A 24735-nucleotide genomic window follows, 5' to 3' on the forward strand; every position below is an offset into this window, starting at 1 on the left:
GCCCGGAATCCGCCGGTGATTTGGGGGGCCGCCGCGATGGGCCATCCTTGGCCCAGCGCGGCTAAACCGGCGTCCCTGCCGGTTTACCCCCCAAATCACTGTCAGATTCGGGCCATCGTGTTTGACGGGGCGATTTCAGATCAAGATCAAAAGCGCAGATCAAAAGACCGCTGACTTCGTCATCGAAAAGGATGTAAGGGCCGGAGCAACAGCAACAGCAACAACAGAGCCATACTCGGTCAAAGGTGGGAGCTGGCTTGCCTGCGATGGCATCAACTCGGTGTACCTGACACACCGAGGTGTCTGCATCGCAGGCAAGCCAGCTCCCACAGAAAAGCAGACGAGCCACCACCCCTCAAGGCCCACACACCAACGCCTGCCGCTCATAGTTCAGCGCCTTGTTTTGCGGCGGTAGCGCATAGCTTGCACTGCAGCGCTGCTCGCCCCACTTGATGACCAGCGTTCCCTGGTCCTGCTCCACCAACGCCAGTGCATTCCCATTCGGGTCCGCAATCGCCAGTTGCTTACCCGCCGAGTCCTCCAGCGAAGCCCCGAACGACAACGGCTTGTGCTGCGCATCAAACAACTCGAACAACACCCGTCGCCCGGTGGTGCCGCTGTAACGCGCCACCACGATAGCGCCACGGCGCGGCACCAGTTGCTGGGTGGCGTTGGTGATCTCCACATCGCCGCCCAGGTCGCGGGTGTCCAGGCTGATCCAGTTCACCCGGTAAGGTTGCGCCGTGGGGATCACCGCATAGCCGTTGTAGCCGGTCTCGACGCCGCTGTAGCTGCCGATTTTAGCCCCCGAGATACCCGGCACTTCAGCCAGGGCGAAGGTTTCGCTGACGGTCTGCCCCAGGTTGATGCCGCCTGCGTGGGCAACCACGGAGCCAGCGAGGTTGAGGTTCTGCGAGTTATAGCCCTGGCCCTGGCTGTAACCCAGGCTCACATCCGCCATAGAGGTGCGGCTGTTGATATTCACCGAGCCGGAGTCGCCGCTGGTATCGCTATGGCCCGCCTGCACCGAATAGAAGGTGTCACTGGTATCGGCGACGTAACCGTTGATACCCGCTTGCGTGGTGGTGTCGCCGCGCTGATGGCTGGTAGTGACAAAGGCTCGCGGCGCACGGGCCTGGCTGCCCAGTGGGAATGAGACGGACAGGTTCACTTGGGTGTCGCTGCTGGGCTCACCATAGGTGACGATCTGCTGGGTGCGCGTCACGCCAAGGTTGTAGCTCAGGTCGCCCCAATTGCCGGTGTAGCCGGCGGACAAACTGCGCGAACCGCCACGGTTCCAGTAGCGCTGGTCACTGGCATTGACGTACAGGCTGCCGAACTGGCTGTTACGCCCCAGGCTCTGGTTGATGGTCAGGTCGGTACGGGTTTTCGAGTGGCCGGTGCGCACGCGCACGTCTTCACTGTTGTCTTCCACGTGGTCGGTGAGGGTGCGGTAGCCCTCGGTGGAGTAACGGTAGGCGGCCAGGGTGAAGTTGGTGTCGGTGCCGGCAAAGGTCTTCGCGTACAACGCCCGCACGCTGCTGCCCTGATGGGTTTGCCCGCGCGCTTTGCTGGACGAGTGCGTGGTATCCAGGGAGAAGGCGCCGAACGCAGTGTTCCTGCCAGCGCCGATCGACAGCGCGCTGTAGTCCTCGCTGGCTTGCAGGCCGACGATGCCGCTGAGGTTACTGGTCAAGCCATACGCCAGCGTGCCGCTCAGAAAACGCGGGCTGCCCAGTCCGTCGGCATTGCTTTTGAACGTGCCCGCCGAGAGGCTGTACTTGACCTGGCCTTCACGCACCATGATCGGCAAACTGGAAAATGCCTGCATCGTCACCCGCCGGCTGCCGTCGGCTTCGATCACGGTGATTTGCAAGTCGCCGTTGGAGCCGCTGGGGTAGATGTCGTTGATCTCGAACGGGCCGGGCGCAACGTTGGCGGTGTAGAGGATGTAGTCGTTCTGGCGGATCTCTACGGTCGCGTTGGTCTGCGCCACGCCACGGATCACCGGCGCATAGCCGCGTTCGCTGTCGGCACGCATGCCGTCATCGGAGGCCAGTTTGAGGCCGCGATAGCGCACACTGTCGAACAGGTCGGTGTCGGAGAAAATCTCGCCGGCGCTGAACTGGCCCTTGATCGCGGTCACGTCGTGCTGCACGTAGGTGCGGTTGCTGGTGAAGGTGTTCGAGCGGTCGGTGCCGCTGCTCATGTTCGATTCGTTGCGCAGGCGCCAGGCGCCCAGGTTGATGCCGTTGCGCAGCCCGAGGTTATTGGCGATGCGGGTTTTATAGTCGCCGGCGGTGCGGCTGCTGTTGAGCTGGTAGTTGATGAACGCGGCCGGCACGCCGTCGTCCCACAACTCTGGGTCGACATACCCGCGCAAGCCGCGCTGCATGGCCACTTGCGGAATACTTGCCAACAGGCGCAGGCGGCTGCTGTCGTAACGCACGCTGGCGTCTTCGATCATGTCCGCGAGGGCATAACACTCTTGCGGTTGTTGCGGGTCGAGTTTGCCTTCGGCCTGCAATCGGCCCATGTCGACGCCCAATTGCTTGAGCAGGTCGAGGGTCAGGCAGGCTTCGACCCGGCCGTTTTTCGGGTTGCGCTTGAAGTCGATATCACGCCGGCCCACCAGCACTTCGTTGCTGTACAGGTCGACCCGGTAATTGCCCGGCAGCACGCTGTTGGCTGAGAGTAGTTGCTGCAAATCGACAGGCGACTGCGAGCCCTGCAGGAACGTAGTATTGAAGCTTTGCGCTGCGTCATCGGCCACCGCCCAGGTCGGCAGGCTGGCAGCCATCGCGAGCGACAGCGTCTTCAACTTCAGTACGCCACGTGCGGGCCTGTTGCTGGAAAGAAAAGACATGCGAAGACCTATGACATCCCTGATTGACGGACAGCCGGGCACGCAAACACGCACGCGAAGTGAGCCTGTGGGTTAGAGAAGCTACTTAGGGTTTGAGGCGCGATTCAGTCGCGTGTGCAGGTAGCGCAGCGCCGCTCGACAGGGGCGCGCTGTAGTGGTTTTGCGCGCCATAGTCATTGATGCTGGAAAACGACAGCTGCACCGGGCCGTTGGCGATGGCTGCTGCGATCGGGAACTGTTTTTGCTCGCCAGGCGCAATCATGGTGGAGTCGCTGGCCAGCACCGACTGTACTTTGATGTCGGCCATGGACACGTGATACAGCGTCGGGTTTTTCACCTGCAGCAGGGTCTGGCCGCCGTGTTTGGCCAGTGTCCATTCAAGTTGCGCAGGCGCTTGCAGCGCGCTGCCGGTAAGGCCGGCAGGGCGGTAAAAAATCTTGATGCGCTGGCGGATGGCCAACTGCAAGGTGTTCTCGGCGGCGCTGGCCTTGGGGATTTCCTGCACGTTGAGCCACACCACCGACTCGCGGTCCGTGGGCATGCCTTTGCCTTCGTACAGAATGCGCAGCAATTGTTGTTCCTTGGCGAATACCCGCGCCAATGGCGGGGTGACGGCAAACGGTGCGCGACTGGCGCTGGCATCGTTCATGTCGACCCAGGATTGAATCAACACATCCTGGTTGCCGTTGCGCACGGTGATATTGGCTTCCTTGTGGTCGCCATCAAACACGATGCGGGTGGCATTCAATGAAATGCTGGCGGCGGCCTGGGCAGCCATAAGCAAGCCCAGTAGCCCCAAGCATGCGGCGATAGAACGAGGCGGCATGAGGGTTATCCGGTGTAATCAAAAGACAATGGCGAGGCCGCAGGGCCTCGCGCGTTCGGTGCCTGGGGCGCCGAGTTATTCGTATTGCAGGATGAACGGCAGGGTGGCATCACCGCGACCGGCGGTGGACGAACCGGCGGCTGCGGTGGTGACGTAGGCGGCCGCGAAGCTCAGGGTGGCGTCGCCGCCAGTAGTGCCGGCGCCGTGCATGGTGCTTTCGATGCGCGCGGTGCTGGAAGAGCTGAGGTCGATCAGGCTGCCTTTGCTGTCGAGCAGGGCGATACCGACGTTTTGTGCAGTGGCCGAACCCGGGTTCAGGGCCAGGACTTTTTTGCCGGTGACCAGGCCCGAACCGCCGTTGTTGGCGTCAAAGATCATTGCGACTTTGGTGCCCTGGTTGCAATTGACGTTCAGGTTGAAGTCTTTGGCGGTGACACGGCCTGCGGTTGGGTTTTCGGCGGTGCCCATGTCCTTGATCGACACGTTGCCCATGTCCACCGAAATGGTGCGGTCGGAGTTGGCGCCGTCGACCGAGCAGGCATCGTTGTTGATCACGCCGGTGAAGGTGATTTTACCGCTGCCGCCCAGGGTCGGCGTCGGTGCCGGGTCGACGGCAAATGCACTGCCGGAAGCGGCGATAATGGCCGAGGCGATAACAGCCAGGGAAAACTTCTTCATGATGATGTCCGTTAGTGTTAGTTGGAAAATGCTGTTGTTGAACTGCGAGAGGAGAATAAGCGGCGAGGGCAAGCGAGCGAATAAGACGATTCTTATAAGTCAGGAAACGGACGGTTTAGAGCGGTGCAAGGGCGTGTGAATACTCAGCAAATAAAGGGCGAAGCCATTGTTTTAAATGGCTTGCTAGTTGTGGGTTAGTTGAAAATGTTACGTGCCAGGCAATAAGCGAGCAGGTCCTGGTCACTGCTCACTTCAAGTTTGCGCATGGCCGAGATCTTTTGCGCGCTGATGGTCTTTGAACTGCGGTTCTGGCTGCGCGCAATATCACTGACGCTCATGCCGGAAATAAATAAGCGCAGGATCTCGAACTCTTTGGGCGACAAACTGGTAAAGCGCTCGTCAATAGCCGTAAGGGTCTCGATCACCGAGGTTTTTGGCGGTTCCAGGCTGCGATAGGCGCTCTGCTGGGCGATCGCCTTGAGCGCCAATTGAATCTCGGTGTGCAACTGGCTTTTCTGGATGATGCCGACCACACCCAGCTCTTGCAGGCGGGTGAGGATCAGGTGGTTGGAAATCATCGTCAGGATCAAGATCTGCACCTGCGGAAAATGCCGCTTGAGGTACTCCACCAATTTGAGGCCGTCGCCGTAGGGCGAGTCGCCCGGCATGTTGTAGTCGGTGATCACAATGTCGGCGCCCTGGTGCTGCAACAGCGCGATCAGGCCGGCCGAGCACACGGCCTCGCCGACCACCTGGAAGCGTGTGTCGCGCTCTACCAACTCGCGAACACCCAGCAATACGATCGGGTGATCGTCCGCGATTACCACGTTGAATTTTTTCATAAAGGGCCGTCCGTAGTGCCAGTTCAAGTGAGTGAAGAGTGCCCGGGCTGGAGAGTTTCCAGAACGGCCGACAGACGCTGCATCACCGCCTTCACCTTGAGTTCAAGTGCCGTGTCGAGGCTGCCGCGGTTAAGTGCGCTTTCCAGTTCGATGCACGCTTGGGCCAGGTTCAGCGCCTGGACTGCGCCCAGGGCGCCGGCGACCGAATGCAGCAATTGGCCCAGGCCGTGGGCATCACGTTGCGTCAGGGCGGTATCGATACGCTGCAAGTCCTGCTGCACGCTGCTGATGAACAACGGGCGCATCTTGTCCGACAGCTGCACGCTGTCGTCGCAGGACGCAGTGGCAGGCTCCGGCGCCGGCTTGACCTTGCACAGCTTGATCAACTGCCCGCGCAGGGTTTGCAGGCTTAACGGCTTGACGATCCAGGCGTTCATGCCCACCGCCAGGCAGCGCACGCCTTCCTCGCGCATGGCGTTGGCGGTCACGCCGATAATCGGCAGGTGCGGGTCATGCTCACGCAAGGTCCTGGCCAGTTCATAGCCATTCATCAACGGCATATTCACGTCGGTCAGCACCAGGTCAAACGCCTGGGGTTGCCACTGTTGCAGCGCCTGCTCGCCGTTGGCGGCCAGGCTCACCGAACAGCCGAGCGCTTCGAGCTGTTCCTTGATGATCGCCTGGTTGACCGGGTTGTCCTCGGCCACCAGGATGCGCAACCCCAACTGCCCGATGCTTTGTGGCCGGGCCGCTGCGGGTTGCTCATGCTTGCCGTGCTGCGCCAGGGACACGGTGCTGGCGATGCTGCGCACATCGTGCAGGTCGACCACCCAACCTTGCGCCGTGTGCAGCGGCGGGCTGTGTGCGCCCGGCAGGCACAGCACGCGTTGGCCGCCCCATGGCTTGGCGGGCTCGCTGGGCAGCAGGTCCACCAGCACCGCGTGGCGGCTGTCTTTTTCCTGGGTGGTCGCCGCCAAGGCCGCTGCGATGCCTAGCCGATTGAGCCAGTCACTCATCGACTGCGCCAGTTCGCGCACCGGCGCCTGCACGTACACCGGCGTCGGGCTGGGTTCGATCAGCGGCAGGTTGGTCAGCGTGCCGCAGCACAGCGGCAGGCGCATTTTCAGGGTAAAGCTGCTGCCCAGCCCCGGCTCGCTGACCACCCGGATCTCACCGTCCATCATCTGCGCCAGCCAGCGGCAAATGGGCAGTCCCAGCCCGGCGCCGCCTTCGCTGGCGGTGTCCGGCGCCTGGTAAAACAGGTCGAACAGCTTGGCCTGCTGCGCTTCGGGAATGCCGACGCCGGAGTCGGTGACTTGCCATTCCAGGTCGACATGCTCGGCGTCCAGCGCCATCACCCGGGCACGAATCACCACGCGCCCGATGTCGGTGAACTTGATCGCATTGCTCACCAGGTTATTGAGGATCTGGCGAATGCGCATCGGGTCGCCCATCAGGCAGTCCGGTAACTGCGGGTCAATGCAACTGTAGAGTTGCAGACCCTTGCGCTGGGCGAAAGCGGCGTAGGTATGCAAGGTGTCTTCGAGCATGTCCAGCGGGCAGAAGTCCACGGCTTCTATTGCCATTTGCCCGGACTCGATCTTCGACACATCCAGCACATCGCTGATCAGCTGGAACAGCGTGGCGGACGAACGTTGAATGGTGTGCAGGTAAGTCTTCTGATGCGGATCCAGATCGGTCAGGCCGAGCAATTCCAGGGTGCCGAGCACGCCATACAACGGCGTGCGGATCTCATGGCTCATGGTCGCCAGGAACAACGTCTTGGCCTCGTTGGCGGTATCGGCGGCGTGACGTGCCTCTTCCAGCGCCTGGGCGTCTTCGATGTGCCGGGTGATGTCGTTGAAGGCATACAGGCGCACGTCCTCGGCCTGATAACGGGTCGACACGAAGCCGATTTGCAGGTGCCGGCCTTCGATCTCCAAGTGGCTTTCGCCGTTCTCGACGCCGTCGTGTTGACCGGCCATGGCCGCCACCAGACGTGCGGTGCCCGGCCACTGCTGGGCGCGCTGGTTTTCGATCAGCACCTTGCCGTCGCTGCGCCGCACCACGCACAAGCCGGTGGGCGCGGTGTCGATGATCACGCGGCTGAACGCCACGCTTTCGGCGATGCGTTCGTGGGCCAGGCGCGCCGGACTGATCACCTGGCGCCGGTACCAGCGGCTGCCGGCCCAGCCCAGGGTTATCAGGCTGACCAGCAGCAGCGCCAGGGTGCTCAATGGCCATAAGGCCGAGTGGAAGAAGTGCGAGTAGTTCAGGCCATAGACTGCGCTCCAGGGCCGGTCGCCAGCCTGGGTAATCTTGAATTCAAAGCCATGTGCCGTGAAGTGCACGCCATTGCTGAGCGACGGCTCGGTGGCTGGCCCTACCAAACGGGTGCCGTCGGGCGCAAACAAGGTGAAGCGATCAAACGCGGAGTGATCCAGCGCGCGCTGCACATCGTCGACCTGCGACAGGTCGAGCAGGGTGCCGATCACCGTCTGGCCCTGGCCGTCGAGTGACAGGCCAATGTAGGCCAGCAAGTGCTCGGGCTCCGGCCCTGCTTTCCAGTACACCCAATCCTGCTCCAGTACCTGTGGCGTCTGCGCAAGGCTTTGCTGCACAGCATTGACCAGCGCCACCTGGTTGCCGGTCTCTTCAGTGCTTTCGCGACGCTGATAGCCCACGGAGGGAATGGTGATGGTGTAGTGGGTCTGGCGATTGAACAGAAAAGTTTGCGGTGCCTCGTACGGTGACGAAGACCAGAAGGCGCTGTAGTAGCTGGTCAGGTGTGCGCCCAGGGCAAAAATCGGTGGCCGGGCAGCTACGCCGACCTGCTGCTCATCGAACTTGACGTCGAACGGTACCGAAAACGAGTACTTCTGGCCTTCATATAACGTGCGGCGGTTCTCGACCATTCGGCTCTTGAGGCTGACCTGCACGCTGGTTGCCCGCAGCAATTCGGCCTGGATGCCTGGGTGCGTCAAGCTCTTGAGATAGGTTTGCTGCTCGCTGAGGTTTTCCATTAGCCGGGCAAAATGAAAGCGCGTTGCGCCATAACGGGTTTCGATCCCGCGTTGCAATGACCAGTAGTTGGTGAGGAGCAGCAGCAACGCGATTCCAATCAGCACCATCAGGCCTTTGTTCAAGCGTACGGAGCTGCGGGTAAAGGCTTCGAGTATCGCGTTGTTGTGCTTCATCAGGGGTTTCCGCAGGCGCAGGACAAATCGGCACTGGATGGAGCTTGCGCTTTATAAAGGGCAAATAATCCGGGGCCTCCAGCTAGTGAGATGTCGCGGGGCCATCATTGTTCAGTAGTTGCTGAAATTGGTCCGAAGACACCGCGTGGGAGATCAGGAAACCCTGCACCTGATTGCAGTCGATTTTGCGCAGCAGCGCCAATTGCGCTGGCGTTTCCACACCTTCGGCGACCACTGTCAGGCCGAGCTTGCGGCCCAGCGCGATGATGCTCGCCAGCGCCTGGGCGATGCCTTCGTTGTCATGGCTGCCCTGCACCAATGCCTGGTCGATCTTCAGTTCGGTAAACGGCGTTGAGACGAGGTTGAGGTATGAGCTGTAGCCCTTGCCAAAATCATCCTGGGACAAGCCGAAGCCTTTGATGCGCAAGCGGCAGGCCCCGGCGTAGAAGTTGCTGATGTCCTGTGGCACCGAGCATTCCATCAACTCGAAGCAGATCATTCCGGGAATGCCGTCGTGGTGCAGCACAAACTCCAGCAGGCGGTCCGCCAGGTCATGGCTGTTGAGCAGGTGGGTGGGCAGGTTGATCGCCACCGGGATTTCATAGCCGCGTTGGCGCCACTGCTCCTGGGCGTGAATCGCCTGTTTGAGTACCAGCCACAACAGCCGTTCTTCCAGCTCGAAGGCCTTGATCGCCGGCAGGAACGCGGCCGGCAGCATCACGCCTTGCTCGGGGTGCATCCAGCGCACCAGGGCTTCGGCGGCGACGATACGCCCGTTGGCGAGGGACTTTTTCGGTTGGAACCAGGCCTGCAACTGGCCGCTGCTCATGGCCTGCACCAGCGTATGGCGGTCGATGTCCATGTGCTCGGGCAGTTCGGGGGAGGGCTTGCGCACCGTGTTCCTGAGCTGATCGACCAGATTGCGTAAGGCCTCGGCGTTAACGGGCTTGGAGATCAGCCCGATCACTTCCACATCGAGGTTTTTCGCCACCAGGCTGGCTGCCATCAGCATGCGCCGCGAGGCGGCGCTCATGATCGCCAGGGCCGGCTTGCTGCGCAAGTTGGCCAGGCACTGGATAAATTGCACGCCGTCCATGCCGGGCATCAGCAGGTCGGTCAGTACCAGGTCGAAATCGCGCTGGCGTAAACGCTCCAGCGCTTCTTTGCCGTCCTCGGCGGTTTCCAGCCTGAAATCCCCCAACTCACTGAGCAAGTGCTGCAGGTAGATGTGCTGCAGGGGATGGTCCTCAACAATCAAAATACTAAGGGGCTTCATGGGTGATCCGTGCATAAGGCGCCAGGGAGTTGAATAGAGCCCGCAACGCAAAGGGTTTGACCAGGCAATGGTTCATGCCGGCGGCCAGGCACAGGTCGGCCTCGCCGCGCATGGCGTTGGCGGTGGCCCCGATAATCGGCAACGGGCAGCCTTGGCGGCGCAGTTCGCGTGCCAGTTCATAGCCGTTGATGTGGGGCATGTTCACGTCCGTCAACACCACGTCGAAGCTACCGGCGGTGTACAGCTGCAACGCTTCCTGACCATCGGCCGCCAGCTCCACGGTGCAGCCGAGTTCTTCGAGTTGGTCACGCAAAATCAGCTGGTTGATGATGTTGTCCTCGGCTACCAGCAAGTGCAGGTTGAGTTTGTTCAGGTCGCGCTGGCGTGTTTGCTCATCGGCACGGGCCACCCACAGCCCTTGCGCCTGGCTCACGGCCTGATGAATCGCACCCAGGTGGTTGAGATTGACGTGCCAGGCGCCGGCCTCGGCTTCCACGGCGGTGCAGGCATTACTGCTCACGTGAATCACCGGCCCCGGCCATTCGGGCGCCAGCAGCGGGTCGACGCTGCCGGGGTGCACTTGCAGCAGCAGATGCGTATCCGGCAATGTCGGCAGGCCGGCCTGGGCCCTGGCGCCCCAGCGGCGCAGCCAGCCGCTGACGGAGTTGGCCAGTTCCGGGATCGGCGACGCCACGTAGATGGTCTCGGCCAACAGCGCGGTCATCGGCGTGGTCGGCGCTTCTTCCAGCGGCAGGATCAGGCTGAAACTGCTGCCCAGGCCCAGTTCGCTGACCATGCGGATGTTGCCGTTCATCAACTCGGTCAGGCGCTGACAGATCGGCAGGCCCAGGCCGGTGCCGGCCACCACATTGGTGTTGCCTTCACTCTGGTAGAACGGCTCGAAAATCATCGCCTGGTCTTCCTGGGCGATGCCTTTGCCGGTGTCCGAGACCTGCCACAACAGGCTGGAGCGTTCACCGTCACGGCCCAGTACCTTTACCCGCAATACCACGCGGCCGTAGTCGGTGAACTTCACCGCATTATTGAGCAGGTTATTCAGAATCTGGCGAATGCGCGTCACGTCGCCGATCAACCTTTCGGGCAGCTTCGGGTCGAAGCAGGCATACAACTGCAAGCCCTTGCCTTGGGCGGCTGCGGCATAGCCCTGAATGATTTCGTGGACCAGATCCAGCGGTGAAAACTCGCTCATTTCCAGCGCCAGCTGCCCGGCTTCGATCTTCGACACATCGAGCACATCGCAGATCAACTGCAACAAGGTCGACGACGAGCCTTCGATGGCGTGCAGGTAGTCCCTTTGCTGGGCATCCAGTTGCGTGCGCGCCAGCAATTCGAGGGTGCCGAGCACGCCATACAGCGGCGTGCGGATTTCATGGCTCATGGTTGCCAGGAACAGGGTCTTGGCGGCGTTGGCAGCGTCCGCCGAGTGGCGTGCTTCTTCCAGCGCTGCTTCGACTTGCTTGCGCGCACTGATATCGCTGAACGCGCAAAACAGCACGTCCTCGCCTTTATAGCGGGTGGGGGCACTGCTCAGGTACAGGTGGCGGCCGTCGATGGTTTCAAAGTAATCACTGCGTTCGCATGGGCCTTGGGCGAAGGCTTGCTCGATCCAGCCGGCCCGCAGTGCCTCGCGCTCCGGGCCGTTGCCCAACCATTGCTGGGCCAGGGTGTTTTCCAGCACCACCTGGCCGTCGGTGCGGCGCAGCACGCAAAGGGCCACGGGCGCGATCTGAATCACATCGCGGCCAAAGGCTTCGCTTTCGATCAACGCCTGGATGCGATGGATCGACGGAATAATGAAACGCTGGTCGACGCGGCGCATCACCAGCCAGATCAGCGTGAGGCTCATCAGGCAGAACAGCAGCGAGCCGAGCAGCTGTTTCCACAGGCCGGTGACCACCGCGCGCAGGTCGATGGAATACATCAGTTGCCATTCCGAAGACTTCAAGTGCTTGCGAATCACCAGGTGGTCGGGCAGCAAACCGTTGCCGACAAAGCCGAAAAAGCTTTCTTCGCCGGGCCGCAAATGTTGTTGCTTGAGCTGGGTGTCGGTGCTGTTGGTAAACACCAACATGCCCTGGGAGTTGAGCATCATGAACTCACCGGCACTTTGGTCGCTGAGGGTTGAAGACACTTCACGACTTTCCATCTCCAGGCCCAGCCAGCCGGACTCAGGGTCGCGCTCGTCGAGGCGGATGAAAATGTAGAGGTGCGAATGGCCTTCGGTGTTGTCGCTCAGCCACAACTCGTTAAGTGTGGCCGGGTCGATGTGCTGCAGGGCCTTGAGGCGGTTGAGCATGCACTTGGAAATCGGCAGTACCTGCGCGGTGGCGTCGTACAGCCGCGTCACCTGTGGGCTGGGGCCGGCGTTCACATACAGCAGGTTGAGCTGCTTGGCCTTGAGGTAGTCGCGCATGCGTGCGGTCAGCCAGATGCTCCACTGGTTGCCGGGTGTGTTGCCCAGTTCCAGGTGTTGTTCTTCCTCGGAGGAGGGGTAGAGCCTGGACTGTTTGCGCACCGCCGACAGGCTCAGGCTTTGCAGCAGCGCCTCGCGGTTGGTGAAAAAAGTATGGGCTTCGGCGATGGCGCTGCTCATGTAGCCGCGGCGCTGGGAGATGTCGTTGTTGAAGGTCGACAGCAGAAAGGTATAGACCCCGCTCAGGATGCCCACGAGCAGCACGCTCGCAAAAATACGAAGCAGCCTTCTGGCTGCTTCGGGTCGGGAGAGGACGGGGTTGATCTGGAGCAGGTAACTTTTCAATCGCATCGGCGCAGAGTAGTGGCATATCAATGCCAACGGCATAAGACGATCCTTAAAGTCGTCGGCTACTTGTAAAACATGTCCACCACCACTGCGGCTTCGAAAGCCCCCGGAATCGGCAGGGTGCGCCAGCTCAGGTCGGCGCGAAAATCATTGCGTGCCTGGCCGGAGCCCATCAGTGTCTGCAACGTAAACCAGTCATTGAAGGGCAGGCGCTGATCGCTGTCGGCGCGAGACAATGAGATGCCCACCGAGCTGTTGTTGGCCGGCACCAGCAAGCCGTTGATGACACTGCCGCCACCCGGGGTGGTGGCGAAGCGTGCATTGACGGTGTAGGGCGTGTCACAGACTTTGCGCAGGCTGAGGTTGAAGTTCGCGGTGCTGGCCACGGCGCCGACCTGCGCCTTGCGTGATGGGGTGGGGAAGTTGACGACACTGGGGGTAATGGTCAGTTCGGGCGCGCAGGGCACGAAGCGGATGTCGTTCATGCCGGTGACGATGTAGTTGAGGTTGCTGTTGGGGTTGGTGTTGAGCCCGCGTACGCCGTCGAGTTGGAACACGCGATATTGAGCCAGGGTGCTGGCTTGACCGCTGGGCGGTGTCTTGCCGTATTTTTCGATGAATACACTGAAGTTCAGGGTAAAGCGCGCTTTGTCCCAGCCTGTGCAATTGGACCAGTTGCAACCGCGGTCCGAGTAAAAACCGGTGCCGACCTTACCGGTGCTTTGGGTGATGGGTGCGTTGTTGTAGCGGATGCCTACGCGGATGCCTTGGCCGATGCTGACGTTGGCCGGGTTGACGTAGAAATACACTTCTTCGCGGCCGTGGTTGCGGTCGTCCTTGCACAACACATTCGTGGAGCGTGGGCCCGACTCCCAGATGATCGTACCGTCCGGTGCATCAGCCGCAACCGCCAATGAGGTGCCAAGCGGGTTGATATCGACATAGGCGCCGCTGCCATCTTCCACGCACGACAGTGCATAGCTTGTGGCAGGAAGGGCCGCGCAGCCGCACAGTAGAAGGGGCAGTAAACGTTTGGTGAGAGACATAAATGCAAGTTTCCCGCGATTGATCACTTGAGCACCGCGCTATGGCGGGCCTGCAAACCGATATCGTTGATGTCGGTGAAGTGAAGGGTGGATCCTGTAGGTAAAGCAGTCGCTGTACTCAGGCGCTTGCTCTCAAGGGGTTTGAGCAGCAGGTAGTCGCTGAGCTGCTGGGTGTCCGTCTGCACATTGATCAACGACAGGTGGAATGCGCTTGGGTTGTGGGCGATGACGCTGTGATCATCGCGGCTCCACACCAACTGCTGCAGCGCCTCGGCCGAGCCACCCTTGAGCGCCGGTGGCCGATAGAACAGCTTGAGCCGTTGGCGTATCGCAAACTGCACGCTGTTGGGGTCGGCGGATTTGAGCGGAATCTCCATGATATTGAGCCAGAACAGCGATTCGCGATCGGCGGGCAGGCCTTCACCGGCATACAGGATGCGCAGCCTGTGATGCTCGCCGGCGCCCAATTGCACCAACGGCTCGGTGGCAGCAAACGGCACGGGGCTGTCGGCTGATTCGTCCTCGCTGGTGATCCAGGTTTGCACCACCACTTGCTGTGAGGCCGGGTTGACCACGCTGATGCCGGCGGCCTTGTCCTGGCCGTAATAAATCAGGCGTGTGCCTTCGATCTTCAGCGCCGCGCTGGCTGGCGGTGGCGCGAGCACCAGCAGCCCGCCGGCCAGCAGCATCATTCTGAGTAAAAACATGAACACAAAAATTCCATGGCAACGTGTGGGAACGCAGCCATGGTAGGGGCGGGTGAGTGCGAGGGCTTTGAGGCGATTCTTAAAAGCGTGCAGTGCCCGTTTCAGAATCGCCTTAAAGGCATGTTCGAGCCCCGACAGTTACCGTGTTCGACGTTGAATGATCGACGCTGATGCCCAACTGTCAGGTTTACCCTATGTCCAATAAAGCCTTACGCCTTCTGATTGCCGATGCAGACCTGCTGCAGCGGATCAAGCTGGAGAAAATGCTCAACCAGCTGGGCTACCACCGCATCGCCCCCTTGAGTTCGTTCGACGAATTGCAGGCGTTGACGCGCTCCGGTTGCGTGGCATTCGACCTGTTGATCATCAATACGGCGCTGGTGCGTTCGCGGCAGGTCAACCTGTTGAAGTACTGCCATGACAACCCATTGATTCGCCATACGCTGATCTACGACGGGCAATGCGCACAGAGCTCGGTGGTGTCGGTGTCGGTGAGCCAGACCTTGCACCTGTCGCTGTCGCAGTCGCCGGATTTCAACTCCCTGCGCCGCTGCATGGAGATTGTCGACCCCCTGCATAGTCTGCCGACGGTTGAGCGACCGATGTTGCGCGCTGTCGACAGCCGGGTCGCTGCACCCTCGACGGCTGCGCGTAGCGTTTACCTGGGCGACCCGGCAGTGATGGCGTGCGCCGTCGGTTTATCGCCCAAGCGCTGAGCCGGCCTCAGGTGCGCCACACCGGCAGGCTGTCGTGGGCCAGTGCCCAATGCGGTTGGCCAGGCTTGAGGCACACACCACCGACCCAGCGCTCATGCCCGGCGTGGTCCAACCAATAAGCCTCGCCGCCCAGCACTCGATGCCCCAATGGTGTCAGCGCCAACTCGCGGCGCGGCCAGTCGCGCTCGGTTGCGGTTTCTATCAGCAAGGGGGTCGGGCCGTCGATCAATGGCCGCAACAGCGCGTGGAACATCATGTCGCCCAGGAACGGCAGCGGCTCACGCTTGGCCATCAGTTCGGCGAACACCCGGCCGAACGGCACCGGCCCGGCCTCGGCGATGTAGCGCAGCGACAAGCGTTCAGTCAGTGACAGGCCATCCTCAATACCGGGCAACTCCTGCAACTGGCGCAACAACGCGTTGGCTAGAAAGGGCAGGGCCGGGTGGTTGCCGTGAGCCAGTTGCGCAAGCTTGACCGGCGAGCTGTCGCAGTAAGCCGCCCAGGCCTGTCGGGCCAGTTGCACCGCTGCGTCATCGATCAAGCGTCGTTGGGGCCACAACCACGCCAATACATCGGGCGCCAGCTGGCCGATGCCGATAAAGCGTTCGACACCCGGAATACGGTCGACTTCGATCAGCTCGAGCTTTTTCGGCGCGCGCTCAAGACCGGCCAGCGCGCGGACCAGAAACAGCTGATCATAGGCGTCCGCTTCGCACCACAGCACGCTGTGATCGGCGCTGGCCAGGGCCTGCAGGTGGTCGTATTCATCATTGACGCGGTGGGTTACTTCAGCAGCGTCCAGGGCAAAGGCCTGGCTGATAAAGGCACTGCGCATCGCGCGGAAATCTTCACTGGGCAGGTCGCGCACCGGCCCCATGCATAACGGATCGGTGAGCATGCGGAACTGCCCCTTGAACCCGGCCAGTTGCAGGCTGTGGGCAATGTCACTGCCACAGCGCCAGTGGGTGGTGCGGGCTTCATCGCTGGCAGCAAAGTCCGGGTGGCGGGCGGCGAAGTCGATGGCGTCGACATGCGCCTTGAGTTTGGGCCAACTGCTGAAACCCAGCTGCCTGGCGACCTGCCATTGGGCCTGGGACAAGGTGGCGTGCGGGTCGAGGGTTTTCAGCCGTGGCAACAGTTCCTTGGCGCGCTTGCGCTGTTGCTCAAGGTTGAGGCGGCCGTCGGTAGTCGAGGATAAGAGGCGTTGCGACATACGATCTCCTTGCACAAACCTTTTCCGCTTTCAGGTTGGGAGTCGTAGAAATGTGATATTCAGTCAGGATCCTGGGCGCAGCCCTTTCCGCGGAAGGTGGCGTGGAGTGCGCCAGGCACGAAATATAGGCAGTGGAGTAGTCGATTGCAAGCCGTTAAGCCGAGTACGAGTTGATGACCGACACCGTATTGATCGAAACCCGCGCCCTCACGCGCAGGGACGAGCGGCGCCAAGTGGCGTTGCTGCAACCCACGGATTTCAGCCTGAAACGCGCCGACCGTGTGTCCATCACCGGCTCCTCCGGCTCCGGTAAAAGCGTGTTCCTGCGCGCGCTGGCGTTGCTGGATGCGCCCACGTCGGGGCAGATCCTGTGGAACAACCAGCCGATCGCAAATGCGCAGATTCCCCACTATCGCAGCCACATCAGCTACCTGTCGCAACGCCCGGCGCTGCTGGAGGGCACGGTGGAGGACAACCTGCGTTTCCCGTTCAGCCTCAAGACACTGCGCACGCGCAGCTTCGACCTGCAAGCGGTGACCAAACTGCTGGAACATGCCGGTAAAAGCCCGGACTTCCTGGGCAAAAACGCCGGCGACCTGTCCGGTGGTGAATCCCAGGTTGTGTCACTGATCCGCACCTTGCAACTGAACCCCGAAGTGCTGTTGCTGGATGAACCGACGGCCGCTCTCGACCCCACGTCCTCGCGCGATGTCGAGGCACTGATCAGCGCCTGGTATGCCGCCGACAACGCCCGCGCCTATATCTGGGTATCCCACGACCTCGACCAGGCCCGGCGCATGAGCGCCATTCACCTGCACATGAGCGCCGGTGTCCTGAGCGGAGCCGCCCAGCCATGAACTATCAAAACCTCACGGCATTGGACATGGGCATCGCCGCCTCGCTGATCCTCATTAACGGCGCGCTGTCGCTGTTGCTGCGTCTGGGCCTGGGCCGCCAATTGCTGTGGGCGGCCGTGCGTACCGTGGTGCAATTGCTGGCCATCGGTTACCTGCTGGGTTGGGTGTTCGAGTTTGCCTACTGGTATGTGGTGCTGCCGCTGATGTGTGCGATGACCCTGATCGCCGGGCTCTCGGCGGCGGGGCGTGGGCGCCGCACTTACCGTGGGCAACGGGTCGACAGCATTCTGTCGGTGTGGGGCAGTTCGTGGCTGGTCACGGCGGTGGGGTTGTTTGCGGTGATCCGTATCCATCCGTGGTACGAGCCGCAGTATGCGATTCCGATCCTCGGCATGATCCTCGGTAATACCCTCACCGGCGTGTCCTTGGGCATTGAGCGCATGACCCAGGAACTGACCTCGGGGCGCAACACCATCGAGATGATCCTGGCACTTGGCGGTTCACGCTGGGAAGCCGCCCAGGAGGCGATCCGCCAGGCCGTGCGCGCCGGGATGATCCCGACGCTGAACCAGATGACCGTGGTCGGCATCGTCAGCCTGCCCGGCATGATGACCGGCCAGGTACTGGCCGGCGAAAGCCCGGTGGACGCGGTGCGTTACCAGATCGTGATCATGTTTCTGATCGCCGCCTCCTCGGCCTTGGGCACGGTAGGTGCGGTACTGCTCACCTACCGTCGGTTGTTTTCCAACAGCCATCGGTTCTTGCGCGATCGGCTTGAAGAGCGCGCTTGAACCTCAGGTGCTGGTCTGGCCGTTCCGTCACCTGATGCCCGCTGCTCAACCCACATGGCGCTTTTCTGTGGGAGCTGGCTTGCCTGCGATACGGGCACCTCGGTACATCAGGTACACGGAGGTGATGCAATCGCAGGCAAGCCAGCTCCCACATTTGACCGGACCCCGTCCTGCCAGAAGGCCGCCACAACGGTGAATCAAGCTCAGTCAGCCACACCAAAATCCAGCACCACTTTCATCGCCTGGGTCTTGTCCGCCGCCAGTTCAAACGCCTGCACCGCCTGTTCAAACGGCACGGTGTGGGAGATCACCGGTTTCACATCGATGATCCCGCGATTGAGCAAATCCACCGCCTGGGCAAACTCGCTGTGAAAGCGGAAGGTGCCGCGCAAGTCGATCTCGCGGCTCACCAGCAGGTTCAATGGCAACGACACATCGCCGCCGAGTCCAACCGTCACCAGCACACCCCGTGGCGCGATGCATTCCAGGCCATTGCGCAAGGCCTGGGCGCTTCCGGAGACTTCGAACATTACCTCGAAATAGCCCTTTTCGGCGGTGTAGCGCTTGAGTGCCTCCGCGCCGTCGGCAATGTTGTGGGTGCGCGTGGCGCCCATTTTTTCGGCGCAGGCGAGGGCGCTGGCAGACAGGTCCACGGCGACGATTTCACCCGCCCCGGCAGCCCGCAAACTGCCAATCAGCAGGTTGCCGATCGGGCCGCAACCGGTCACCAACACGCGTTTGCCGAACACCGCGCCGGCGCGTTGAATCGCGTGTAAACCCACCGACAACGGCTCGGCCAGCGCACCTTCGGCCAGGCTCACGTGGTCGGCCAGCCGATGTGCCTGATGCGTCTCGATCACCAGGCTCTGGCGAAACGCGCCCTGGATATGCGGAAACGGCATCGCACTGCCGTAGAAACGCATATTCAGGCAATGATTCGGCAGCCCTTGATGGCAGTAGCGGCAACCGCCGCACGGGCGCGACGGCGATACGCTGATGCGCTGGCCGACCTTGAACAACCCGGCATCCGCACCCACGGCGTCGATCACCGCCGACACTTCATGGCCCAGCACCATCGGCTCGCGCAGGCGCACGGTGCCGAAGCCGCCGTGCTGGTAGTAATGCAGGTCCGAACCGCAGATGCCGCCACGCGCAATGCGCACGCGCAGTTGATCGGGGGCGAGGGGTTGCGGTTCGTCCTGGGGGTCGACCCGCAGGTCTTTGGAGGCGTGACAGACGATAGCGTGCATACAATTCTCCGGATTACAGCGACGCGGTGATACCGCCGTCGACGTACAGAATATGGCCGTTGACGAAGCTGGCAGCGTCACTGGCAAGGAACACGGCGGCACCGGCCAGTTCGGCCACGTCGCCCCAGCGGCGACTCGGTGTGCGTTGCACCAGCCAGTCGCTGAACTCGGGGTTGGCCACCAGGTTGGCGTTCAACTCCGTCTTGAAATAACCGGGGCCGATGCCATTGACCGTCAACCCATGCGGGCCCCAATCGATGGCCATGCCCTTGGTGAGCATCTTCAGCGCGCCTTTGCTGGCCGCATACGGCGCGATGCCGGGGCGGCCCAGCTCACTTTGCACCGAACAAATATTGATAATGCGCCCGCGCTTGCGCGGGATCATCGCCCGCGCCACGGCCTGGCCAACCAGAAAGGCGCTGTCCAGATTGGTGCTGATCAACTCGCGCCAGTGCTGCTCGCTGTAGTCCTCCAGCGGCCCACGCCGTTGCATGCCGGCGTTGTTCACCAGGATCTCCAGCGGGCCGAGGCGCGCTTCGATGTCCGCCACGGCGGCCTGGATCGCCGTGCTGTCGGTCACGTCAAACGCCTGGGTGTGCACCGTCAACCCTTCGGCCGCCAGCAGCGCCGCCGCATCGCGCAAGGTGCTGCGGTTGCGCCCGTTGAGCACCACCTGCGCCCCGGCCTGGGCCAGGCCGCGGGCAATCGCCAGGCCGATACCGGCACTGGAGCCGGTGACCAGCGCCAGCCGGCCATCGAGGCGGAAGTTGTCTAGAACGCTTTGCATGAGCTACCTCTCCTAACGCTTCACACTACCAACGACAGCAGCATGATGAACTCCAGGGTGACAAAGGGATGGACCTTGAGGTGGGTGATCAACAATATCTATCCGATAATCGTGATCAGCGCGACCAGCAGCAGATACGTGGGGTCCGTGTTCGGATTGTTATAGGCCACGCCCCGTCATATCGTGTATGAATTGGGCTTACTTCACCCCAGGCGCTGGGCAGCGTCCAATTTTCATTTGTGATCGGGTGATCACCGTTTGTGATAACCGTTTCTGATAGCTGAGAGAATTTAATGGAGTTAAAGCACTTGCGCGCCTTTGTGGTGCTCGCTCAGGAGCTGCATTTCGGTCGGGCAGCGGCGCAGTTGTCGATCGTGCAGCCGGCGCTGAGCATGCAGATAAAGCTGCTGGAAAGCGGCTTGGGCGTGCGCCTGCTGGATCGTAACCGCCACTCGGTCACACTCACCGAAGCGGGGCGGGCGTTCTTGCCTGAGGCCCAGGCCACCTTGCACCAGGCCGCTCGGGCGGCAGAGGCGGCGCGGGCATCCCACCGCGGTGAAATCGGCCGGGTGCGCCTGGGGTTTGTGTCCTCGGTATTGCCGCAATTGCTGCCGCAACTGATCCGCGCGGTGCATCAGCGTTACCCGCGTATCGAACTGGAACTCAAGGACATGCCCGGCCCCGACCAAGCCGCCGCGTTAAAGAATGGCCAGCTGGATTTCGGCCTGATGCGCCTGCCGGCCGCCCACCCCGGCGTGCAGACCCGTGCGGTCTTGCGTGAGAGTTTCTGCGTGGCGCTGCCGATGGACCACCCTTTGGCCGCCCTGGAGTCCATCCAGCCTGCCGACCTGCTCACGTGGCCGGTGTATATCCTCGCCAGGCGTTACGCGCCGGGGTTCTACGATGAGTTTATCCAGGCCGTCGGCATACCCTTGGACATCGCCAGCGAACTGGGTGAGTTCACCACCATGCTCGCGCTGGTCTCCGCCGGGTTGGGCATCGGCGTGTTGCCGCAGCAGGCGGCGCGGGCGTTGCCAGTCAATTGCGTGTCGCGGCCTTTGCAATTGGGTGGGTTTCAGGCCACCACGGGGTTGGCCTGGACCGAGTTGGACAGTGCGGTGAAGACCACCTTGTTCAACCTGATCGTGGAATTGTTTGGCGAGTGATTGTTTCATCGAGTGAAATGCTCGATTGTAAAGTCTGGTGATTCCATCGATCAGGGCAGCGGTGGAGTATGTGTGGCGTCAACACCCCCACTTTTGGAGCCTCTCATGTCCCAGCCTGCGATCAAGCTTTATGGTTTCCCCTTGTCCGGCCACTCCCACCGGGTCGAGCTGATGTTGTCGTTGCTGGGCTTGCCCAGTGAATTTATCCTCGTCGACCTCAAGCAAGGCGCGCAAAAAGCGCCGGACTTTATCGCCCACCTCAACCGCTTTGGCCAGGTGCCGGTGATTGACGATAACGGCACGGTGTTGGCCGACTCCAACGCGATTCTGGTGTACCTCGCCAACCAATATGGCAACGGCCAGTGGCTGCCGAGCGACCCTGTCGGCCAGGCTCGCGTGCAGCGCTGGTTGTCGGCGGCTGCCGGCCAACTGCACGCCGGGCCCGCTGCTGCGCGGTTGGCGGTGGTGTTTGGTGCCGAAGTCGATACCGTCGCGGCCATCAGCCGTTCCCATGCGCTGCTCAAGCTGGTGGACGAACAACTGAGCCAAAGCCGCTTTTTGGTTGGTGAGCAGCCGAGCATCGCCGATGTGGCGTTCTACACCTACGTGGCCCACGCGCCGGAAGGCAATGTGTCGTTGGCCGACTACCCTCAAGTGCGTGCCTGGCTTGCTCGCATCGAGGCGTTGCCGGGGTTTGTCGGCATGCCGCGCAGCGCCGTGGGTCTGCAAGCAAAGTAATGTGAACCCCCTGTGGCGAGGGAGCTTGCTCCCGCTGGGCTGCGCAGCAGCCCCAATAAGGGCAGCGCGTTAATTCAGGCAATACGCGGTCATTTTTTTGGGGGCCGCTGCGCGCCCCAGCGGGAGCAAGCTCCCTCGCCACGGGTGAGTAGTTTTCAGCTAATGAGAAGGCGTGCCGATGGATCGATTTCATGAGATGCAGGTATTCCTGGCGGTGGCCGAGGAGGAGGGCTTCGCTGCCGCTGCGCGGCGCCTGAAAACCTCGCCGCCCAGCGTGACCCGAGCGATTGCCGCCATGGAACAGCGTATCGGCACGCAGTTGCTGGCACGCACCACCCGCAGCCTGCACCTGACCGAAGCCGGCCAACGTTACCTGGAAGATTGCCGACGCATCCTGGCCGAGCTCGATGAAGCCGAGGAAGCGGCGGCGGGCAGCTACTCCATCCCCGGCGGCCACCTGACGGTGACCGCGCCGGTGCTGTTCGGCGAGCTGTATGTGGCGCCGGTGCTGGGGGATTACCTGGACCGCTTTCCCTTGGTAAATATCACCGCCTTACTGGTCGACCGTGTGGTTAACATGACCGACGAAGGCGTCGATGTGGCCGTGCGTATCGGTCATCTGCAAGAACTTGGACAGCAGGCCATAAAGGTCGGGGAAGTGCGCCGGGTGGTGTGTGCATCGCCCGGTTACCTCGACCAGCACGGTCGGCCGCAACGGCCTGAGCAGTTGCGTGAAGCCAAGATCGTCACGTCATCCTCCAGCCAGCTGGTAAGTGAATGGGCGTTCGTCGACGCCGGGCAGCCGTTGACGGTACCCATCGAGCCGCGTCTGGTGGTCACGGCAAATAATGCGGCGATCAACCTGGCGCGCCTGGGTTGGGGCATGACGCGGGTGCTGTCTTATCAGGTCGCGGCAGCGGTGGCGGCGGGGGAGTTGGAGGTTGTGCTGGAGGCTTTTGAACCGCCACCGCTGCCGATCCAGGTGGTGTTCCAGAAAAGCGGCCGCGTACCGGCCAAGGTCCACACCTTTGTGGACTTCCTCACCCATCGCCTCGGGCAGGACGCTGCCCTGAACCCGGCGATGAAGCGCCGCGGCTGATGGAACGCTATCGCGACATGCAGCTGTTTGCAGCGCTGGCTGATCAGCCCAGCCTGGCTTCGGCGGCGCGCCAGGCCCAGGTTTCCGGCCCGACCCTGATCCGTGCGGTTGCTCGCCTGGAAGCCCGCCTGCGGGTGCCGTTGTTGCAACGCAGCACACGCGGCGTGAGCCTGACCGAAGCGGGCAGCGCGTATCTGGCCGATTGCGTGCGGTTGCTGGCAGCCGTCGATACCGCCGAGGCTTCGGCCAAGGGGCTGCACGTGCAGGCCCAGGGCAATTTGCAGGTGTTCTTGCCGTTTCTGTTCAGCCGTTATGTGATGGCGCCGGTATTGGCCAGCTATATGGACAACTACCCCGACGTCCGCCTGGTGGCGCGCTACCACGACTACTACCCGAACCTGCACGAAGAGGGGCTGGATGTGGCGATCCTGGTCGGCGAATTGCCCAATTCATCGCTGATCGCTCGGCCGGTGGGGCAGGTGCGGCATATCCTCTGCGCCAGCCCCGATTACCTCGCCGCCCATGGCGAACCCCGACATCCGAGCGAGCTTAAAAAGCATCGGCTGATTGCCAGTGCCGACCCGGTGGCCTGGGATTTCCAAGGCTTGCAGCTCAAGGCCCGCGCGCGCTTGAGCTGTGCCAGCGTGCAAGGTGCAATCAATGCGGCGGTGCAGGGTGCGGGGGTGATTCGTTGCGTGAGTTACCCGCTGCACCAGCACCTGCAGAGCGGCCAGTTGCGCCGTGTGTTGCCTGACTTTGAACAGCCACCGTTGCCGGTGCATGTGGTGTACCGCGAGGGCCGCAACGCACCGATGCGCGTACGCAGTTTTGTCGACCACTGTGTGGCGGCGCTGCGTGAGCATCCGGCATTTCAGTCGGTGAAATAGTGGATTGCCAAGTGTGGGCATTCTCACGTTGGCAGGTGGGGCGCAGCATGGGCGCATCCAACCTGAGGTGCTCAACATGAACCCAGTCGAACAATCTCCCTGGCATGCCGGCGAACGGCACCTGCAAGCAAGCGCTGGCGCGGCTGAGCGCATGGCCGTGGTCGGGCTCAAGGTGATTCGCGATCACTTGCCGGAGCAGCATCGCGACTTCTACCCGCTGTTGCCCTACCTGATGCTCGGCGTAGTGGATCCCCAGGGCATTCCCTGGGCGACCATGCTTGAAGGCGCGCCGGGCTTTGCGCATTCACCCGACCCACACACCTTGCAGATCGACAGTTTGCCGTCCAAAAGCGACCCGGCGCTTGGCGCCTTGCACTTAGGTGCCAGCGTGGGTTTGCTCGGCATTGACCTAAACACCCGGCGCCGCAACCGCATGAACGGCCGCATCGGTGGTTTGGACCACGAAGGTTTTTCGGTCGATGTGGTGCACACCTATGGCAACTGCCCCAAATACATCCAGTTGCGGCCCGTCGACGGCATCGCCCGCAAGCCCGGCACCACGGTCGAGCGCCTCAACGGCCTGGACGCTGCGGCACAAATGTTGATCCGCAGCGCCGACACTTTCTTCGTCGCCAGCTACGCCGACGTGGATGGCGCACGCTCGGTGGACGTTTCACACAGAGGCGGCAATACGGGGTTTGTGCGGGTTGAAGGCAACGTGCTGACCATCCCGGATTTTGCCGGCAACCTGTTCTTCAATACCCTGGGCAATTTGCAGCTCAACCCAGTGGCGGGGTTGCTGTTTATCGATTTTGAATCGGGCGATGTGTTGCAGGTTGCCGGGCGCACTTCGCTGATCCTCGACGGGCCTGAGGTGGCCAGCTTCGAGGGCGCCCAGCGGTTGTGGACAGTAACGGTGGAGCAGGTCATACGCCGCCCGGCGGCATTGGCGTTGCGCTGGCAGAACTGATCGTTCCCACGCTCTGCGTGGGAATGCCGCCCCGGACGCTC

20 protein-coding genes are annotated in these 24735 nt (G+C 61.9%); 8 read left to right on the top strand and 12 right to left on the bottom strand.

Features of this window, described 5'->3' with window-relative positions; translation table 11 throughout:
* Positions 1-355: 355 nt before the first annotated feature.
* The 9 genes from HBO41_RS28630 to HBO41_RS28670 all read right to left on the bottom strand — a co-directional run bounded on the left by HBO41_RS28630 (position 356) and on the right by HBO41_RS28670 (position 14220).
* Positions 356-2866 (bottom strand): fimbria/pilus outer membrane usher protein, encoded by a 2511-nt coding sequence (locus HBO41_RS28630; protein WP_169988662.1) that lies wholly within the window; start codon positions 2864-2866, stop codon positions 356-358.
* 85 nt (positions 2867-2951) lie between these two features.
* Complete coding sequence (locus HBO41_RS28635) at positions 2952-3692, bottom strand: molecular chaperone (RefSeq protein ID WP_017139591.1); 741 nt, start codon at positions 3690-3692, stop codon at positions 2952-2954.
* A 75-nt stretch (positions 3693-3767) separates the two neighbouring features.
* Positions 3768-4370 carry a fimbrial protein gene (locus tag HBO41_RS28640; protein WP_017139590.1) on the bottom strand — a complete coding sequence of 201 codons (603 nt, stop codon included), beginning with the start codon at positions 4368-4370 and terminating at the stop codon, positions 3768-3770.
* A gap of 194 nt (positions 4371-4564) precedes the next feature.
* Positions 4565-5212: a response regulator gene (locus HBO41_RS28645; RefSeq protein ID WP_099549954.1), complete on the bottom strand. Its 648-nt coding sequence runs from the start codon at positions 5210-5212 to the stop codon at positions 4565-4567.
* A 23-nt stretch (positions 5213-5235) separates the two neighbouring features.
* Positions 5236-8409 carry a hybrid sensor histidine kinase/response regulator gene (locus HBO41_RS28650; protein WP_017139587.1) on the bottom strand — a complete coding sequence of 1058 codons (3174 nt, stop codon included), beginning with the start codon at positions 8407-8409 and terminating at the stop codon, positions 5236-5238.
* 82 nt (positions 8410-8491) lie between these two features.
* Positions 8492-9685, bottom strand: coding sequence for an EAL domain-containing protein (locus tag HBO41_RS28655; protein WP_017139586.1), 1194 nt, complete (start codon positions 9683-9685; stop codon positions 8492-8494).
* Positions 9672-12470 (bottom strand): ATP-binding protein, encoded by a 2799-nt coding sequence (locus HBO41_RS28660; protein ID WP_169988705.1) that lies wholly within the window; start codon positions 12468-12470, stop codon positions 9672-9674. Before HBO41_RS28660 ends, HBO41_RS28655 begins: the two co-directional genes overlap by 14 nt.
* Positions 12471-12529: 59 nt before the next feature.
* Complete coding sequence (locus HBO41_RS28665; RefSeq protein ID WP_026013883.1) at positions 12530-13513, bottom strand: fimbrial protein; 984 nt, start codon at positions 13511-13513, stop codon at positions 12530-12532.
* Between the two features lie 23 nt (positions 13514-13536).
* The gene (locus HBO41_RS28670; RefSeq protein WP_178111066.1) at positions 13537-14220 is read right to left on the bottom strand and encodes a molecular chaperone; all 684 of its coding nucleotides are present in this window, start codon (positions 14218-14220) and stop codon (positions 13537-13539) included.
* Between the two features lie 194 nt (positions 14221-14414).
* Here HBO41_RS28670 and HBO41_RS28675 point away from each other — a divergent pair, with 194 nt between their 5' ends.
* Positions 14415-14936 (top strand): chemotaxis protein CheY, encoded by a 522-nt coding sequence (locus HBO41_RS28675; RefSeq protein WP_099549957.1) that lies wholly within the window; start codon positions 14415-14417, stop codon positions 14934-14936.
* 7 nt (positions 14937-14943) lie between these two features.
* Here the strand turns inward: HBO41_RS28675 and HBO41_RS28680 are convergent, their stop codons facing one another.
* Entirely contained in the window at positions 14944-16149 is a 1206-nt protein-coding gene (locus HBO41_RS28680) for a DUF1835 domain-containing protein (RefSeq protein ID WP_169988664.1), read from the bottom strand.
* A 173-nt stretch (positions 16150-16322) separates the two neighbouring features.
* Here HBO41_RS28680 and HBO41_RS28685 point away from each other — a divergent pair, with 173 nt between their 5' ends.
* Together HBO41_RS28685 and HBO41_RS28690 are read left to right on the top strand one after the other, a co-directional pair.
* Positions 16323-17006, top strand: coding sequence for an ATP-binding cassette domain-containing protein (locus HBO41_RS28685; protein ID WP_169988666.1), 684 nt, complete (start codon positions 16323-16325; stop codon positions 17004-17006).
* On the top strand, positions 17003-17797 hold the full coding sequence (locus tag HBO41_RS28690) for an ABC transporter permease (RefSeq protein ID WP_017139579.1): 795 nt from the start codon (positions 17003-17005) through the stop codon (positions 17795-17797). Before HBO41_RS28685 ends, HBO41_RS28690 begins: the two co-directional genes overlap by 4 nt.
* 203 nt (positions 17798-18000) lie before the next feature.
* Here HBO41_RS28690 and HBO41_RS28695 read toward each other — a convergent pair whose 3' ends face one another.
* Both HBO41_RS28695 and HBO41_RS28700 read right to left on the bottom strand, forming a co-directional pair.
* Complete coding sequence (locus HBO41_RS28695) at positions 18001-19047, bottom strand: L-idonate 5-dehydrogenase (protein ID WP_169988668.1); 1047 nt, start codon at positions 19045-19047, stop codon at positions 18001-18003.
* A gap of 13 nt (positions 19048-19060) precedes the next feature.
* Positions 19061-19834 carry a glucose 1-dehydrogenase gene (locus HBO41_RS28700; protein WP_099549962.1) on the bottom strand — a complete coding sequence of 258 codons (774 nt, stop codon included), beginning with the start codon at positions 19832-19834 and terminating at the stop codon, positions 19061-19063.
* Between the two features lie 293 nt (positions 19835-20127).
* On the opposite strand from HBO41_RS28700, the gene HBO41_RS28705 reads away from it, so the two are divergent.
* The 5 genes from HBO41_RS28705 to HBO41_RS28725 all read left to right on the top strand — a co-directional run bounded on the left by HBO41_RS28705 (position 20128) and on the right by HBO41_RS28725 (position 24694).
* Complete coding sequence (locus HBO41_RS28705; protein ID WP_169988670.1) at positions 20128-21000, top strand: LysR family transcriptional regulator; 873 nt, start codon at positions 20128-20130, stop codon at positions 20998-21000.
* Positions 21001-21105: 105 nt separating this feature from the next.
* Positions 21106-21738: a glutathione S-transferase family protein gene (locus HBO41_RS28710; protein ID WP_017139576.1), complete on the top strand. Its 633-nt coding sequence runs from the start codon at positions 21106-21108 to the stop codon at positions 21736-21738.
* 178 nt (positions 21739-21916) lie between these two features.
* Positions 21917-22837, top strand: a complete 921-nt coding sequence (locus HBO41_RS28715; RefSeq protein ID WP_017139575.1) for a LysR family transcriptional regulator — start codon at positions 21917-21919, stop codon at positions 22835-22837.
* Positions 22837-23724 carry a LysR family transcriptional regulator gene (locus HBO41_RS28720; RefSeq protein WP_017139574.1) on the top strand — a complete coding sequence of 296 codons (888 nt, stop codon included), beginning with the start codon at positions 22837-22839 and terminating at the stop codon, positions 23722-23724. The genes HBO41_RS28715 and HBO41_RS28720 overlap by 1 nt, the downstream gene beginning before the upstream one ends.
* Before the next feature lie 76 nt (positions 23725-23800).
* Positions 23801-24694: a pyridoxamine 5'-phosphate oxidase family protein gene (locus HBO41_RS28725; protein WP_169988672.1), complete on the top strand. Its 894-nt coding sequence runs from the start codon at positions 23801-23803 to the stop codon at positions 24692-24694.
* Positions 24695-24735 lie beyond the last annotated feature (41 nt).

Origin of the sequence: Pseudomonas sp. WS 5146, assembly GCF_012985495.1 — a bacterium.
In the GTDB taxonomy this organism is placed as follows: Bacteria; Pseudomonadota; Gammaproteobacteria; order Pseudomonadales; family Pseudomonadaceae; genus Aquipseudomonas; species Aquipseudomonas edaphica.

Coding starts and splice junctions, on each gene's coding strand:
- HBO41_RS28710 (WP_017139576.1), top strand. CDS start 21,106: ATGTCCCAGCCTGCGATCAAGCTTTATGGTTTCCCCTTGTCCGGCCAC.
- HBO41_RS28635 (WP_017139591.1), bottom strand. CDS start 3,692: ATGCCGCCTCGTTCTATCGCCGCATGCTTGGGGCTACTGGGCTTGCTT.
- HBO41_RS28720 (WP_017139574.1), top strand. CDS start 22,837: ATGGAACGCTATCGCGACATGCAGCTGTTTGCAGCGCTGGCTGATCAG.
- HBO41_RS28655 (WP_017139586.1), bottom strand. CDS start 9,685: ATGAAGCCCCTTAGTATTTTGATTGTTGAGGACCATCCCCTGCAGCAC.
- HBO41_RS28690 (WP_017139579.1), top strand. CDS start 17,003: ATGAACTATCAAAACCTCACGGCATTGGACATGGGCATCGCCGCCTCG.
- HBO41_RS28670 (WP_178111066.1), bottom strand. CDS start 14,220: ATGTTTTTACTCAGAATGATGCTGCTGGCCGGCGGGCTGCTGGTGCTC.
- HBO41_RS28700 (WP_099549962.1), bottom strand. CDS start 19,834: ATGCAAAGCGTTCTAGACAACTTCCGCCTCGATGGCCGGCTGGCGCTG.
- HBO41_RS28695 (WP_169988668.1), bottom strand. CDS start 19,047: ATGCACGCTATCGTCTGTCACGCCTCCAAAGACCTGCGGGTCGACCCC.
- HBO41_RS28685 (WP_169988666.1), top strand. CDS start 16,323: ATGACCGACACCGTATTGATCGAAACCCGCGCCCTCACGCGCAGGGAC.
- HBO41_RS28705 (WP_169988670.1), top strand. CDS start 20,128: ATGGAGTTAAAGCACTTGCGCGCCTTTGTGGTGCTCGCTCAGGAGCTG.
- HBO41_RS28650 (WP_017139587.1), bottom strand. CDS start 8,409: ATGAAGCACAACAACGCGATACTCGAAGCCTTTACCCGCAGCTCCGTA.
- HBO41_RS28715 (WP_017139575.1), top strand. CDS start 21,917: ATGGATCGATTTCATGAGATGCAGGTATTCCTGGCGGTGGCCGAGGAG.
- HBO41_RS28725 (WP_169988672.1), top strand. CDS start 23,801: ATGAACCCAGTCGAACAATCTCCCTGGCATGCCGGCGAACGGCACCTG.
- HBO41_RS28680 (WP_169988664.1), bottom strand. CDS start 16,149: ATGTCGCAACGCCTCTTATCCTCGACTACCGACGGCCGCCTCAACCTT.
- HBO41_RS28660 (WP_169988705.1), bottom strand. CDS start 12,470: ATGCGATTGAAAAGTTACCTGCTCCAGATCAACCCCGTCCTCTCCCGA.
- HBO41_RS28645 (WP_099549954.1), bottom strand. CDS start 5,212: ATGAAAAAATTCAACGTGGTAATCGCGGACGATCACCCGATCGTATTG.
- HBO41_RS28640 (WP_017139590.1), bottom strand. CDS start 4,370: ATGAAGAAGTTTTCCCTGGCTGTTATCGCCTCGGCCATTATCGCCGCT.
- HBO41_RS28630 (WP_169988662.1), bottom strand. CDS start 2,866: ATGTCTTTTCTTTCCAGCAACAGGCCCGCACGTGGCGTACTGAAGTTG.
- HBO41_RS28675 (WP_099549957.1), top strand. CDS start 14,415: ATGTCCAATAAAGCCTTACGCCTTCTGATTGCCGATGCAGACCTGCTG.
- HBO41_RS28665 (WP_026013883.1), bottom strand. CDS start 13,513: ATGTCTCTCACCAAACGTTTACTGCCCCTTCTACTGTGCGGCTGCGCG.